The sequence below is a fragment of the uncultured Jatrophihabitans sp. genome (assembly GCF_964246335.1).
Classification (GTDB): domain Bacteria; phylum Actinomycetota; class Actinomycetes; order Mycobacteriales; family Jatrophihabitantaceae; genus Jatrophihabitans.
The window spans coordinates 1-12,592 of the sequence record NZ_CAXTQF010000038.1 but is presented as its reverse complement, the minus strand read 5'-3'; the positions used below and the strand labels follow the sequence as shown (position 1 = coordinate 12,592).

At 70.3% G+C, this 12,592-nt stretch carries 17 protein-coding genes and 1 tRNA gene; 7 read left to right on the top strand and 11 right to left on the bottom strand.

Translation table 11 applies throughout. The features are described 5' to 3' along the window. Window positions 1-31 precede the first annotated feature (31 nt). A complete protein-coding gene (locus ACFFCN_RS11945; protein ID WP_375491865.1) occupies window positions 32-1,138 on the top strand; it encodes a hypothetical protein in 1,107 nt (368 codons plus the stop codon). 36 nt (window positions 1,139-1,174) lie between these two features. Continuing rightward, window positions 1,175-2,704 carry an AMP-binding protein gene (locus ACFFCN_RS11940; protein ID WP_375491864.1) on the top strand — a complete coding sequence of 510 codons (1,530 nt, stop codon included), beginning with the start codon at window positions 1,175-1,177 and terminating at the stop codon, window positions 2,702-2,704. Here the strand turns inward: ACFFCN_RS11940 and ACFFCN_RS11935 are convergent. The 7 genes from ACFFCN_RS11935 to ACFFCN_RS11905 all read right to left on the bottom strand — a co-directional run bounded on the left by ACFFCN_RS11935 (window position 2,697) and on the right by ACFFCN_RS11905 (window position 7,638). Continuing rightward, on the bottom strand, window positions 2,697-3,353 hold the full coding sequence (locus ACFFCN_RS11935) for a phosphatase PAP2 family protein (protein WP_375491862.1): 657 nt from the start codon (window positions 3,351-3,353) through the stop codon (window positions 2,697-2,699). The genes ACFFCN_RS11940 and ACFFCN_RS11935 overlap by 8 nt on opposite strands. 71 nt (window positions 3,354-3,424) lie before the next feature. Then, entirely contained in the window at window positions 3,425-3,817 is a 393-nt protein-coding gene (locus tag ACFFCN_RS11930) for a ChaB family protein (RefSeq protein ID WP_375491860.1), read from the bottom strand. Between the two features lie 44 nt (window positions 3,818-3,861). Then, window positions 3,862-3,938: transfer RNA gene (locus ACFFCN_RS11925), tRNA-Ala, on the bottom strand. Between the two features lie 56 nt (window positions 3,939-3,994). Then, window positions 3,995-4,678, bottom strand: a complete 684-nt coding sequence (locus tag ACFFCN_RS11920; RefSeq protein ID WP_375491858.1) for a hypothetical protein — start codon at window positions 4,676-4,678, stop codon at window positions 3,995-3,997. Between the two features lie 140 nt (window positions 4,679-4,818). Next, window positions 4,819-5,406 (bottom strand): GNAT family N-acetyltransferase, encoded by a 588-nt coding sequence (locus ACFFCN_RS11915; protein WP_375491856.1) that lies wholly within the window; start codon window positions 5,404-5,406, stop codon window positions 4,819-4,821. Between the two features lie 60 nt (window positions 5,407-5,466). Next, a complete protein-coding gene (glp, locus tag ACFFCN_RS11910) occupies window positions 5,467-6,720 on the bottom strand; it encodes a gephyrin-like molybdotransferase Glp (RefSeq protein ID WP_375491854.1) in 1,254 nt (417 codons plus the stop codon). A 24-nt stretch (window positions 6,721-6,744) separates the two neighbouring features. Further along, window positions 6,745-7,638 carry a UTP--glucose-1-phosphate uridylyltransferase gene (locus ACFFCN_RS11905; protein WP_375491852.1) on the bottom strand — a complete coding sequence of 298 codons (894 nt, stop codon included), beginning with the start codon at window positions 7,636-7,638 and terminating at the stop codon, window positions 6,745-6,747. A gap of 30 nt (window positions 7,639-7,668) precedes the next feature. Between ACFFCN_RS11905 and ACFFCN_RS11900 the strand changes: the two genes are divergently transcribed. The 4 genes from ACFFCN_RS11900 (at window position 7,669) to mscL (ending at window position 10,039) form a co-directional block, all read left to right on the top strand. Next, entirely contained in the window at window positions 7,669-8,241 is a 573-nt protein-coding gene (locus ACFFCN_RS11900) for a 5-formyltetrahydrofolate cyclo-ligase (protein ID WP_375491850.1), read from the top strand. 69 nt (window positions 8,242-8,310) lie between these two features. Then, entirely contained in the window at window positions 8,311-8,754 is a 444-nt protein-coding gene (locus ACFFCN_RS11895) for an FmdB family zinc ribbon protein (RefSeq protein ID WP_375491848.1), read from the top strand. 106 nt (window positions 8,755-8,860) lie between these two features. Next, window positions 8,861-9,535, top strand: coding sequence for an SAF domain-containing protein (locus ACFFCN_RS11890; RefSeq protein WP_375491846.1), 675 nt, complete (start codon window positions 8,861-8,863; stop codon window positions 9,533-9,535). A gap of 78 nt (window positions 9,536-9,613) precedes the next feature. Continuing rightward, window positions 9,614-10,039 (top strand): large conductance mechanosensitive channel protein MscL, encoded by a 426-nt coding sequence (mscL, locus tag ACFFCN_RS11885; protein ID WP_375491910.1) that lies wholly within the window; start codon window positions 9,614-9,616, stop codon window positions 10,037-10,039. A 25-nt stretch (window positions 10,040-10,064) separates the two neighbouring features. Here mscL and ACFFCN_RS11880 read toward each other — a convergent pair whose 3' ends face one another. From ACFFCN_RS11880 to moaC, 4 genes are read right to left on the bottom strand one after another with little or no spacing between them, the layout of a single operon-like run. Next, window positions 10,065-10,241, bottom strand: coding sequence for a hypothetical protein (locus ACFFCN_RS11880; protein ID WP_375491844.1), 177 nt, complete (start codon window positions 10,239-10,241; stop codon window positions 10,065-10,067). Between the two features lie 40 nt (window positions 10,242-10,281). Continuing rightward, window positions 10,282-10,695 carry a molybdenum cofactor biosynthesis protein MoaE gene (locus ACFFCN_RS11875; protein WP_375491908.1) on the bottom strand — a complete coding sequence of 138 codons (414 nt, stop codon included), beginning with the start codon at window positions 10,693-10,695 and terminating at the stop codon, window positions 10,282-10,284. Window positions 10,696-10,724: 29 nt separating this feature from the next. After that, window positions 10,725-11,213, bottom strand: coding sequence for a molybdenum cofactor biosynthesis protein B (locus ACFFCN_RS11870; RefSeq protein WP_375491843.1), 489 nt, complete (start codon window positions 11,211-11,213; stop codon window positions 10,725-10,727). Next, the gene (gene moaC / locus ACFFCN_RS11865) at window positions 11,210-11,647 is read right to left on the bottom strand and encodes a cyclic pyranopterin monophosphate synthase MoaC (protein ID WP_375491906.1); all 438 of its coding nucleotides are present in this window, start codon (window positions 11,645-11,647) and stop codon (window positions 11,210-11,212) included. Before moaC ends, ACFFCN_RS11870 begins: the two co-directional genes overlap by 4 nt. A 299-nt stretch (window positions 11,648-11,946) precedes the next feature. Between moaC and ACFFCN_RS11860 the strand changes: the two genes are divergently transcribed. Further along, window positions 11,947-12,510 (top strand): CAP domain-containing protein, encoded by a 564-nt coding sequence (locus ACFFCN_RS11860; protein WP_375491841.1) that lies wholly within the window; start codon window positions 11,947-11,949, stop codon window positions 12,508-12,510. Window positions 12,511-12,592: the final 82 nt, after the last annotated feature.

Here is a 12,592-nt window from a genome sequence, read left to right as displayed (position 1 = left end):
AATTCGGCCATTTGCGTAGGAGGACCACCCCATGAGCTTGTCCGCAAAACTTCGTCGCGCCCCGCTGCGCGCCGTCACCGGCGCGTTCATCCTGAACAGCGGCATCGGCAAGTTGAGTGCGGGCGAGGACACCGCGAAGGCCTTGCACGGCATGGCGACCGGCACGTACCCGTTCCTGGGCAAGCTCGACCCGAAGATGTTCGCCAAAGCGCTCGCCGGTGGTGAGCTCGCGGTAGGCGGTCTGTTGCTCGCGCCGATGGTGTCACCGGTGATCGCCGGCGCCGCACTGACCGGGTTCTCGGGCGCGTTGCTCAACCTGTACTGGCAGACCGAGGGCATGCACGAGCCCGGTGACCCGCGGCCTACGCAGCAGGGCATCCCGATCGCCAAGGACGTGTGGATGCTCGGCATCGGAGTGGGCCTCGTCGCCGACGGACTCCTGGAGCCGGCGCACGACAAGAAGACGCAGCTCGGTGCCGCCGCGTCCGCGCGTGGCCGTTCGGCCAAGAAGCAGGCCAAGAAGCTGAAGAAGCGCAACAAGTCGAGCGCGAAGCAGGCGAAGGCCATCGCCAAGCAGACCCGCGCCGAGTTGGGCAAGCGTGGGCAGAAGGCCGCCAAGAAGGCGCAGGAGCAGGCCGACAAGGCCCAGTCCAAGGCACAGTCCAAAGCACGGAAGAAGGGCGCGTCCACCGACTCCGCCGCGGCGGCGGCAGCGGGTGCGGGCGCGGCCCTTGCCGTCAAGGCGCAGCAGGCCCGCGAGGCGGCCAAGAGCTACGTCGACGAGTACGGTCCGACCGCCGTCGACAAGGCGAAGCAGGCTGCCGAGGCCGCCAAGGGTTACGTCGACGAGTACGGCCCCGTCGCCGTCGACAAGGCGAAGCAGGCTCGTGAAGCCGCGAAGAGCTATGTGGACGAGTACGGTCCGACCGCCGCCGACAAGGCCAAGGACGTCCGCGACGCCGCCAAGAGCTACGTCGACGAGTACGGCCCGGTGGTGGTCGACAAGGCCAAGGACGCCCGCAAGGCGGCCAAGAGCTACGTCGACGAATACGCCCCGATTGCGGTAGACAAGGCCAAGGTCGCTGCTGCCAACGCCCAGGAGGCAGCGGCGAAGGCCAAGGCGGCAGCGAGTCGCTGATCGCGCACGCGTCGCCGTACGTCGAGGGAGCGTGCGTTGTTCTATCCGCTGGTCGTCGGTGACTTCCTCGATCGCGCCGCGCACGTCTACCCGGACCGCACCGCAGTTGTCGACGAACCACAGCAGCCGGCGCCGAGCCTCGGTGAGCTGACCTACCGCCAGCTCGCCGAGAACGCCCGGGCCCAGGCGGCCAAGCTCGATCAGCTCGACGTGCCCGTCGGCGGCCGCGTCGCCGTCATCTCGCAGAATTCGGCGCGGCTGCTCACGTCATTCTGGGGCGTCAGCGCCTACGGGCGCGTTCTCGTGCCGGTCAACTTCCGGTTGAGCAGGTCCGAGATCCGCTACATCGTCGAGCACTCGGGCTCGCAGGTCGTCTACTGCGATCCCGAGCAGGTGAAGGTGCTCGACGGCCTCGACGTTGCGCACAAGTTCGTCCTCGGTGACGACGACGAGCTCTACCTGCGCGACACGCAGCCGCGCGGCTGGGCCGAGCCGGACGAGGGCGCGACCGCGACGATCAACTACACGTCCGGCACCACTGCGCGTCCCAAGGGCGTGCAGCTGACGCACCGCAACCTGTGGCTCAACGCCACCGTTTTCGGTCTGCACACCTCGATCAGCGACCGTGATGTCTACCTGCACACGCTGCCGATGTTCCACGCCAACGGCTGGGGCATGCCGTACGGCGTCACCGGTGTCGGCGGCCAGCACATCGTGCTGCGCAAGGTCGACGGCACGGAGATCCTGCGCCGCGTCGAGCAGTACGGCGTCACGCTCATGTGCGCCGCCCCTGCGGTGATTGCCGCCGCCCTCGATGCCGCACCTGACTGGCAGGGCGAGATCCCCGGCCGCGGTCGCGTGCGCATCGTCGCCGCGGGCGCTCCCCCACCGACCCGCACCATCGAGCGGGTGCTGGACGAGCTGGGCTGGGAGTTCATCCAGATCTACGGGCTGACCGAGACCTCACCGCTCGTCACGATCAACCGTCAGCGCGCGGAATGGGACGAGCTGTCCACCAACGACCGCGCCCGCAACCTCGGCCGCGCCGGCGCGCCCGCGCTGGGCGTTCGGGTCACCACCGACGCCGAGGGCGAAGTGCTGACCCAGTCCAACCACAACCTCGACGCGTACTGGAACCAGCCGGACGAGACGGCCGAGGTGCAGGAAGGCAACTGGTTCCACACCGGCGACGGTGGTTACCTCGACGACGACGGCTACCTCGTCATCTCCGACCGCAAGAAGGACGTCATCATCTCCGGCGGCGAGAACGTGTCGTCCATCGAGGTCGAGGACGCACTGATGAGCCACGACGCGGTCAAAGAGGTCGCGGTCATCGGCGTCCCCGACGAGAAGTGGGGCGAGCTCGTCACCGCGCTGGTGGTCACCGACGGGTCCGACGTCACCGGCGAGCAGCTGATCAAGCACTGCCGCGAGGAACTGGCCGGCTACAAGTGTCCGAAGCGGGTCGAATTCGTCGACGAGCTACCGCGCACCGCCACCGGCAAATTGCAGAAGTTCAAGCTGCGCGAGCAGTTCTGGGCCGACCGCGAACGTCAGGTCAACTGAGCGCGTACTCGCTCTTGTCGCGCCGGCGTGAGCGCGCGCGCTCGGAAACCTGATCGATGACGAGCGTGATCGCCAGACCCAAGCAGGTGGTCAGGGCCAGTGCGCCGACGGCGTCGGTGGCGTAGTGGTAACCCCCGCGAACGAGCCCTGCCGCAGCGGCAAGCACCCAGGCGAGCGAAAGCACCCACACCACGAGCCGCGCACCCAGACGTACCGGCAGCTGCGCCACCGCCGTGCACAGCACGAACGCGGCGCAGCTGATGCCCGTCTCGTGGCCGCTGGGGAACGACGACGCGGCACCGAGCAAGCGGTGCACGAGCGGCTTGCCGACCTGCTCGGCCAGCACAGTGGCCGACACGGGCAGCACCACGGCGAGCACGGCGAGGTTCCAGCGTCGCGTGAACAGGGCAGCGACCAACACGACGGCCGGCACGACCACCGAGATGACCGGCAGGCTCAGATCCACCAACACCCGGCTCGTGCCGCTGCCGACGTGCCAGAACAACTTGGTGCTCCACCAGACGTCGAAGGCCGTCGCCCGGCGGTTGTGCAGCCAGATCCCCATGGCGACCAGCACGGCGAGCGCAACGGCGGCGGTGATCCACGCCGGACGCGCGAACCGGGCAGCGACGAGTGGGCGGGCCGGCACGTTGGCAATGGTCGCAGATGCAACTGTGGAAGGCGGTCGTCCGGGCCGGCCGGCCACGGCCTGTGCGCGGATCAGCCCTGGTTGCGCTGCAACGCCTTCGCCAGGTCGGCCTTGGTCATGCGCGAGTAGCCGGTGACGCCCGCCTTCTTCGCCCGCTCGACCAGGTCGGCCTTCGAATTCTGCTCGACGTCGATGCCGCCGTACGTCTCGCCCTTGCCTTCGCGCTTGCGCTTCTGCGGCTGCTTCGATCGCGGGTCCGACGGGCCCGTCTCGTCCTTCAGTTCCCAGTGATCACCGATCTTCTCGGCGACGTTCTTGACCGACGCCCAGGCGGTGCGATGCGCGCGCGCCTCGTCGCCGTCGTACTGGTCCTCGGCGCTGTCGAGCGTCTCTTCGTATGTGTTCTGGATCTTCTTGGCCGACCGCTCGAGGGTGCTCGGCAGATCTTCCTTGTCACTGGGCACGATTCACGCTCCGGCCTCGCGTTGGCCCTCCGGGGTGCGGAAATTGGTGGAGCTGAGGGGAATTGAACCCCTGACCCCCTCGATGCGAACGAGGTGCGCTACCGGACTGCGCCACAGCCCCTGATCAAACAGGCGGTCCGAAGACCGGCAATCACGATATCAGCCGCGTTCACCCGATCAGCTGGCGCGGCGCTGCAGCGCCTCCGCTTCGCGCTCCTCGGTGTAAAGGCCGGTGAGGTCGATGGTGTCCATGCTGTGCAGCTCGATCGCGTCGTCGTCGATGCGCACCACCGACTCCGGGGCCTGCTCGAACTCGACGTGCTCCGGAGTCGCGTCGTACCCGGTGCTGCGCCGGGACACCGCACGCTCGGCACGGTGCTCGCGCCGGGACCGGTCGCGCAGCGCCTGGTTGCGCAGGAACCACATGTATCCGGCGAGTCCCGCGGCGAACGCCGCGAAGAGCAGCCACATGAGGCCGCCGAGGACGAAGCCGAGCAGTGCGAACAGCACGGTGCCGCCGATGAGGACGGACAGCGAGCGGCGCCGCCGGGCGAGCATCTGCGTGCGCGCCGCGGAGAGGTCGGAGCGGTCGGGCGGGTACATCAAAGCCTCCTGGGCGGCGGGCACGGGGCGACGAGCGGGCGCCGCGAGCGGGGCGCGTTCGTTACGCGGGACGAAGACATCGGCACCGGTGGGCGCGTCGACGGTGCTGGCGCGGCGGCCGAGCGCGCGCATCGCACGTCCGAATCCGTCGACCGAACGCTCGCGACGACGCTCGTCGTTGCGGCGCAAGATCATGGGCACGACGACGATCAGCCAGAGGACGATGAGCACGGCCACCGTCATGAACGGTGAAAGCATCACGTACCTCCAGTCACACCAGTAACACGGCTGCGTTCAAGTTAGTGAGCGAAAGCCCGTGAACGCGCAGGTACAGCGGCGTGTCGAGCGATAACCTCGACCTGAGGTTGAGAACGGTCCGTCCCGGGGGACGCGCCGGCTCAGGTGCGCGTGCGCCAGGTCGGTTGCGGCGGCAGGTTCGCGAGCCTGGACACCATGCTGCGGCCGCCGAGCTCTTCGACGGTCACGGCGAACGCGACGTGATCGCGCCACTCGCCGTCGATGTCGAGGAAGCGTTGATAGAAGCCCTCGCGACGCAGCCCGAGCTTCTGGACGACGCGCAGGCTGGGTGTGTTCTCCGGTCGGATGTCGACCTCGACTCGGTGCAGGCCGACGACGCCGAAACAGTGGTCGATCGCGACGGCGAGCGCGGTCGGCGTGATGCCGCGACCGGCGACGGCATCGTCGATCCAGTAGCCCACGGTGCACGAGCGCAACGCGCCGTGCACGACGTTCGACACGTTCAGCTGACCGACGAGCCGGCCGCCGTAGAGCACCATGAACGGCAGCATCGTGCCGCGCCGGCCGCTCGTGCGCAGTGCCGAGTTCAGCGAGGCCCACGCGCTGACCGAGTTGCGCTCGGCCCAGCTGTCGCCGGCCGTCGGTTCCCACGGCTTGAGCCACTGCTCGTTGCGCAACCGGATCTCGCTCCACGAGCGGGCGTCGCGCAGGCGTGGCGGCCGCAACATGACCGGCCCTGCGGACGGCCGCGCCGGCCACCCCGCAGCTCTAGGCATCCGCGCCCGGCTTCACCGGTTGGACAGCAGCAGCGGGATGACGGTGACCTCGGCCCCGGCGCTGATCTCGGTGTCGTCCTCGTCGATGACCACCAGGCAGTTCGACAGCGCCAGCGCCGCCAACAGATGCGAGCCCGGGCCGCCGGAGAGCGAGACGCTGTACCCGCCGGCGGCCTCGCGGTGCAGCACGCCGCGGCGGTACTGCCGGATGCCCTTCGGGCTGGTGGCGCCGTCGAGCGCGACGGCCTGCACGGTGGCGCGCTGCAGACTGCGCTTGCCGAGCAGCTTGCGGATCGCCGGGCGCACGAAGGCCTCGAACGACACCAGGCTGCTGACCGGGTTGCCCGGCAGGCAAAAGATCGGCACTTTGTCGCCGAGGTGTCCGAAGCCCTGCGGTTTGCCGGGCTGCATCGCCACCCGGGTGAACTCGACGGTGCCGAGTTCGCTCAGCGCCTCCTTGACGACGTCGAACGCCCCCATGCTGACGCCGCCGGTGGTGACGAGCACGTCGGCGCGCAGCAGCTGGCTCTCGAGGGTGTCGAGCAGCGCGGCGTGGTCGTCGGCGACGATGCCGATCCGCCGCGCGTCGGCGCCGGCGTCGCGGGCCGCTGAAGTGAGCATGTAGGAGTTGGAGTCGATCACTTCGCCGAAGCTCGGCGTGTGGCCGACCTCGATCAACTCGCTGCCGGTCGACAGGATGATCACCCGCGGCCGCGGACGGACGAGCACGCGGTCGCGCCCGATCGCGGCGAGCAGCCCGAGCTGCTGCGGTCCCAGCGCAGCGCCCGCGCCCAGTGCCGGCGCGCCGGACGCGAGGTCCTCCCCGGCGCGACGCACGCATTCACCGGTGTGCACCTCGCGATGGACGGCCACCCGGGCCAGGCCGCGGTCGGTGTCCTCTAGTGGGATGACGGCGTCCGCGCCCGCGGGCACCGGGGCGCCGGTCATGATCCGCATGGCGAGGCCCGGTCCCATGCCCGAGCGCGCCTTCGCGCCGGCCGCGACGTCGCCGACCACGCGCAGCTGCGCGGGCTGCTCCGTGCTGGCGTGCTCGGTGTCCCGGGCGCGTACCGCATAACCGTCCATCGCCGAGTTGTCGAAGCTGGGCAGCGGGAAGTCGGCGCGGATGTCCTCGGCGAGCAACAGGCCCTGCGCGTCCAGCAGCGTCAACTCGATCGGGTCGACCGTCCCCACGCCGTCGAGCACGGCGGCGAGGTGCTCGTCGACCGTACGGAGGCGGTCTGCCCCCTCGGCGTGTTCAGCCACGCGCACTTCTCCCGTCAAGCTCCATCAGTCAGCGTCGGGCTCATACTCCCGCAACCACGCGCGGAATTCCTTCCCGACGTCGGGGTGTCGGGCGGCGAGCTGCACGACGGCCTTGACGTACTCGAGCTTGTTGCCCGTGTCGTAGCGGCGGCCGCGGAACACGACGCCGTGCACCGGCACGCCGCTGTGCCGCAGCGCGAGCATGGCGTCGGTCAGCTGGATCTCGCCGCCTGCGCCGGGCGCAGTGCTCTCGAGCGCGGCGAAGATCTCCGGCGGCAGCACGTACCGCCCGATGATCGCCAGCGTGCTCGGCGCGTCCTGCTTCGCCGGCTTCTCGACGAGGTCGGCCAGCGGCACGACGTCGGCCTTCAAGTCCGCACCGTCGTCGGGCACGACACAGCCGTAGCTGCTGATCTCGTCCGGCCCGACATCGAGCAGACCGACGACGACGCCGCCGTACTCGGCGTACACATCGAGCATGGGGCGCAGCAGTTCGTCGCGCTCGTCCATGACGTCGTCGGGCAGCAGGACGGCGACCGGCTCGCCGGCAGCGAAGTCGGCGGCGTGCGCGACCGCGTCCCCGAGTCCCTTGGGATCGAGCTGGTCGACGAAGTGGGTCCTCGCAAGCCGAGTCGGCGCTTCGATGCTGGCAAGCTCCGCCTGCTTGTCCTTCGCGCGCAGTGCCTGTGCGAGATCGTCGTCGGTGCCGAAGTAGTCGGCGATGGCGCCCTTGCCGGGGCTGACGACGAACAGCACGTCGGTGACGCCGGCCGCCGCAGCCTCGGCGACGACGAGCTCGATGGCGGGCGTCGTCACGATCGGCGCGAGCTCCTTCGGCACGGCCTTGGTGAACGGCAGGAACCGGGTACCGCGGCCCGCCGCGGGGATGACGGCCTTGCGGACGGGCTGAGTCGGCATCGGTCGAGCGTAACCGGCCACTATGGGCGCATGACGTCGAGCGACGAGGCGAAGACTGCGGCGCGCGCACGCTTCGGTGCGGCGCGGCGGGAGCGGTCCGCGGCGGACCGCGCGACCTCGCGCGCGCGCATCTGTGCGCACGCTCTCGACATGGTCGACGCAACGCCCGGCCGCTGCGTGGCTGCCTACGAACCCCTGCCGACGGAGCCCGGTTCCGTCGAGCTGCTGGCCGCCGTGGTGAACCGTGGATCGCGCGTCCTCGTGCCGCACACGTTGCCCGACCGAGATCTGGACTGGCGCGAATGGTCGCCGACGAGTGCGGCGGTGTTGCTCGGGAAGGCAGCGATCGGCGATGCGGACCTGATACTCGTGCCGGCGCTGGCCGTGGCGCGTGACGGCACGCGGCTCGGTCGCGGCGGCGGATCGTACGACCGTGCCCTCGAGCGCCGGTCCGCGCCGGCACGGGTGTGGGCCCTGATCTTCGACGAGGAGTTCGTCGACACGTTGCCCGCTGACCGGTGGGACGTTCCGGTGGACGGCGTGATCATGCCGAGCGGTGCCGTCGCCGTGGCCGGGAATGGCGACGTGAGGCGACGGCGTTAGCAGTCGTATCCTGGGAGTGCCAATCGCAGGCTGCGATGGGCCGCGCTCGTTCGGAGGACTGCACACCACATGCCGACATACCAGTACGCCTGCACCGACAGCGAGTGCGGCAACCGCTTCGAGCTCGTGCAGAAGTTCACTGATCCCGCCGCCGACGAGTGCCCGGTGTGCGGCTCGGCGGTGCGCAAGGTCTTCTCCTCGGTCGGCGTCGTGTTCAAGGGCTCCGGCTTCTACCGCAACGACAGCCGCGAAGGCGCGAAGAACGGCGCGAAATCCGGCAGCGACTCGGCCGACTCGGGCAACGGCTCGAAGGAGTCGGCGAGCAGCAAGGACTCCGCGTCCGGCGACTCCGCCGGCTCGGCGAAGTCCGACTCGGCGAAGTCCGATTCGGCGAAGTCCGGTTCGGCGAAGTCCGGTTCGGACGGCGGCTCGGCGAAGGGCACGTCGTCGTCGAGCGGCGCGACGAAGTCGACCGGCTCGGGTACGGGCACCAAGACCGGCGCGTCCGCTTAGCACCAGGCGCCGACACCGGCGCGCCGACCGTCCACATCGGCTGCGGCTGTCCACAGGCGCGCTCGACGACTGCTCGACGGTCCGCTCGCGTCCCTAGCGTGGCGGCATGTTCGGTTCGTTCACCGCGCGGCTGCCCCGGCTCGGCACCTGGCCGCGGGCAGCGCTGGTCGCGTGCTGCCTGCTGTTGGCTCTCGACAGCGCGGTGATAGCACACGCGCGTACGGCGGCGCCCAGCGCCGTGCCGGTGGTCGTCGCCGCGCGGGCACTGCCGGCCGGTCATCGTGTGAGCCCGACCGACATCCGCATCGTGCACTGGCCGCGCACCGTGCGTGCTGCGGCCGATCTGCGTCGACGTGCGGACGCGGTCGGTCGGCGCCTGTCCGCCGCGCTGACACCCGGCGAGCCCGTGAGCTCGACCCGATTGATCGGAAGTGATCTCACCGCCGGGCTGCCCGCCGGCCAGGTCGTCACGGCGGTGCAGCTCGCCGACCCGCACGCGGGTGATCTCCTACGGACCGGCGACCGGGTCGCGCTCTACGCGGTGCCGCGCGCCGCGGACGATCTCGATCCCGCCGCGTCGACCACCGGGCCGGCGTCCCCCGCCAGCCCAGCCGCAGACGCTCCGCAGGTCCTTGCCGGCGGTCTGCGTGTGCTCGCGCTGGTACCGGGCAGCGATCAGGAGGGTGCCGAGATCGTCGTGGCGGCCGCGCCGTCGACTGCTGCCCGAATCGCGCAGGCAGCAGCGTCCAAGACGATCGACGCGGTCGGCGAACCGCCCTAATATCGGCCTATCCGGCGACCCCCCGCCTGCCGGAAAGCTGAGGAGTGATCCGTGCTCAAGGGCTTCAAAGAGTTCATCATGCGCGGCAACGTCGTCGATCTGGCGGTGGCCGTTGTCATCGGTGCCGCGTTCGGTGCCGTCGTCAACTCGCTGGTCAAGGACATCATCACGCCGCTCATCGCCGCGATCGGCGGCAAGCCGGACTTCAGCAGTCTTGCGTTCACCGTGAACAAGAGCAGGTTCGAGTACGGCGCGTTCATCAACGCCGTGGTGTCGTTCCTGATCGTCGCGGCGGCGATCTACTTCCTGGTGGTGCTGCCGCTCAACAAGGTCGCCGAGCGCCGGGCGCAGCGGCTGGCGACGGGTGAGCCGGATCCCGAGCCGAAGGCGGAGGACGTCCTGCTGCTCTCGGAGATCCGCGACCTGCTCGCCGGACGCGGCGCGGGCGACGGCACCGACGGCGCGCACGACGGCCGGCACGGCGCGACGACCCAGGACGCGTAGCGCGACGACCGCGGCTGGACGCCGCTCACTCGTGGTGCGGCGGCCGCTCGCGGCGGTACCACTCGTCGCTGCGCTCACCGGGCTCGTCGCCCCAGCCCGCATCGCGCTCGTCACCAGTGACCGACGGCAGCACCGGCCCGTCGTCGCGGCCACCCTCGCGGCCGGGGGTGCTCTTGTCGCGCTCGCGTCGCTCCTGCGTCACCCAACCAGTGTGCCCGCGCGCATGTGCAGACGGCTGCGCTCTAGGGACAGTTGACCCATTCATCGGTGCCGTCGGCGAAGACCTGCCGTTTCCACACAGGCAGGTGCTCCTTCACCTCGTCGACGAGGCGGGCGCACGCGTCGAAGGCCGCGCGTCTGTGTGCGGTGGCCACCACGGCGACGAGCGCGACGTCGCCGACCGCGAGCAGCCCTACCCGGTGCCCGACGGCCAGGGCCGTCACGTCCGGCTCGGCCGCGAACCGTTCGGCTATCTGCGCGAGCACCGCCTGCGCGGACGGGTACGCGACGTACTCGAGTTCGCGCACGTCGCGACCCAGGTCATGGCTGCGCACGACACCGCAGAACACGGCTCGTGCCCCGGCGGCGTCGTGTTCGACCGCCGCCTCGAACAACGCCGGCTCGAGCAGCCGGTCACTGAGGGAGACGAGCCGCACGGTGCGTTCGACGTCGCTGGGCTGCGCGCTCACGCGCCGCCGCCCGGCCGATGATCGCCACCGGCCAACTGCGCCACCGCGTGCTCGAGCAGCGGAACGAGCACCGCCATCGCGTCGCGTACACCGCCGGGCGAGCCGGGCAGCGTTACGACGAGCGAGCGACCGATCGTGCCGCTGAGGCCGCGCGACAGCACCGAGGTGGGCACGCGGTCGCGCGCCGCGAGCCGGATCGCCTCGGCGATACCCGGAACGGCACGTTCGAGCAGCGGCCCGACCGCCTCCGGCGTGACGTCGGTCGGCGAGATACCCGTTCCACCGGTCGTCAGCACGACCTCCGCGCCCGCGACCACGGCTGCCTGCACCGCCGCCCGGATCGCCCCGACCTCGTCCGGCACGACGGTCTGCGACACCACGTCATAGCCCTCGGCAGCGCCAAGATCGGCCAGCAGCCGCCCGCTGTCGTCCACCCGCTCCCCCGCCGCCGAACGGTTCGAGCAGGTGATCACCGCGACGTTCATCCGCCGTCCTCGGCCGACCACGCGCCGGAGCGGCCGCCGGACTTGGCGAGCAACCGCACATCCGTGAGTCGGGCCGAACGGTCGACCGCCTTGACCATGTCGTAGAGCGCGAGGCCGGCGGCGACCACACTCGTCAGCGCTTCCATCTCGACGCCGGTGCGGTCGGCCGTGCGCGTGGTCGCGGTGATGTCGACGCAGTCGCGCCCCACCGCGAGGTCGACCTCGACCGCGTGCAGTGCCACCGGGTGGCACAGCGGGACGAGGTCGGGGGTGCGCTTGGCTGCGGCAATGCCGGCGATCCGCGCCACGGCGAGCGCGTCGCCCTTGGGCAGTCCGTCGCGGCGCAGCAGGGCGATCACGTCCTGGGTGGTGGTGAACCGCCCGGCGGCACGCGCCTCGCGCACCGTGACGTCCTTCGCCGACACGTCGACCATCCGCGCGCGGCCGGCGTCGTCGACGTGCGTCAGTTCGTCTGCGGCCACGGGATCGAGCGTAGTGAGCGTGCTCGGCCGCTGCCGCCGCGGACGCTGTCACCTTCGGTAATTAGTTTCCGCGGAAGAGGTTCACTTTCCGAAACTCGCTTACGGAGAGTGATCAGCGTGTGAAGTCCGGGTAAGAATGGCGTGAGCCAACAGAGGGTGGGGATCCGCTGGGAGGCTCTCCGGATCGGCGGGTGCCGAACCGGGTGGAGACGCAGTTCGTACCTGACCATTCGACTCCCGGCGGTTTATCCATGTCTGTTTCGCGCGCCCTTTTCCCTGTCAGCCGGATCGGCCGGTTGCGCAGCCTGGTGGCCCTGCTGGTCGGCGCCATCGCGCTCACCGTCCTCGCGGTTCCGCAATCGGCATCGGCGCGCACGGTGACACACGCCCGCACCACCTCGGAGCACCAGATGGCGGTCGCACTGGTGCACCGGCTCAACGCCGAGCGGCGCGCGCACCACCTGCGCCCGCTGACCACGAGCGGCGACCTCGAGCGCTCCGCGCGGCGCCACGACGTGACGATGGCGCGCTTCGACGAGATGTCGCACCAGCTGCCTTCCGAGCCGGTCTTCACCGCGCGCATCCGGGCGGCCGGTTATCGCTGGGTGTGGGCCGGCGAGAACATCGCGTGGAACTCGCGAATCAGCACGGCAGGCGTCCTGCAGCTGCAGAGCATGATGTACAACGAAAAGGCCCCGTTCAACGACCACCGGCTCAACATCCTGAGCCCGCACTACCGCAACGTGGGCGTGGACGTCTTCGTCGACCGCACCAATCAGCGGGTCTGGCTGACGACGGACTTCGGGAGTCACTGACTTCTTGAGCGGCGACGCGTCGGCGGGTGGGGGGGGGCACCCCCCCCCCCCCGGGGGGGTGGGGGGCCCCGGCGGCCCCGCG

Excerpts from the sequence above, each read along its gene's own strand:
- ACFFCN_RS11945 (WP_375491865.1), top strand. The coding sequence starts at position 32 with ATGAGCTTGTCCGCAAAACTTCGTCGCGCCCCGCTGCGCGCCGTCACC.
- ACFFCN_RS11920 (WP_375491858.1), bottom strand. The coding sequence starts at position 4,678 with ATGCTTTCACCGTTCATGACGGTGGCCGTGCTCATCGTCCTCTGGCTG.
- ACFFCN_RS11915 (WP_375491856.1), bottom strand. The coding sequence starts at position 5,406 with ATGTTGCGGCCGCCACGCCTGCGCGACGCCCGCTCGTGGAGCGAGATC.
- ACFFCN_RS11905 (WP_375491852.1), bottom strand. The coding sequence starts at position 7,638 with ATGCCGACTCAGCCCGTCCGCAAGGCCGTCATCCCCGCGGCGGGCCGC.
- ACFFCN_RS11900 (WP_375491850.1), top strand. The coding sequence starts at position 7,669 with ATGACGTCGAGCGACGAGGCGAAGACTGCGGCGCGCGCACGCTTCGGT.
- ACFFCN_RS11895 (WP_375491848.1), top strand. The coding sequence starts at position 8,311 with ATGCCGACATACCAGTACGCCTGCACCGACAGCGAGTGCGGCAACCGC.
- ACFFCN_RS11890 (WP_375491846.1), top strand. The coding sequence starts at position 8,861 with ATGTTCGGTTCGTTCACCGCGCGGCTGCCCCGGCTCGGCACCTGGCCG.
- mscL (WP_375491910.1), top strand. The coding sequence starts at position 9,614 with ATGCGCGGCAACGTCGTCGATCTGGCGGTGGCCGTTGTCATCGGTGCC.
- ACFFCN_RS11870 (WP_375491843.1), bottom strand. The coding sequence starts at position 11,213 with ATGAACGTCGCGGTGATCACCTGCTCGAACCGTTCGGCGGCGGGGGAG.
- moaC (WP_375491906.1), bottom strand. The coding sequence starts at position 11,647 with ATGGTCGACGTGTCGGCGAAGGACGTCACGGTGCGCGAGGCGCGTGCC.
- ACFFCN_RS11860 (WP_375491841.1), top strand. The coding sequence starts at position 11,947 with ATGTCTGTTTCGCGCGCCCTTTTCCCTGTCAGCCGGATCGGCCGGTTG.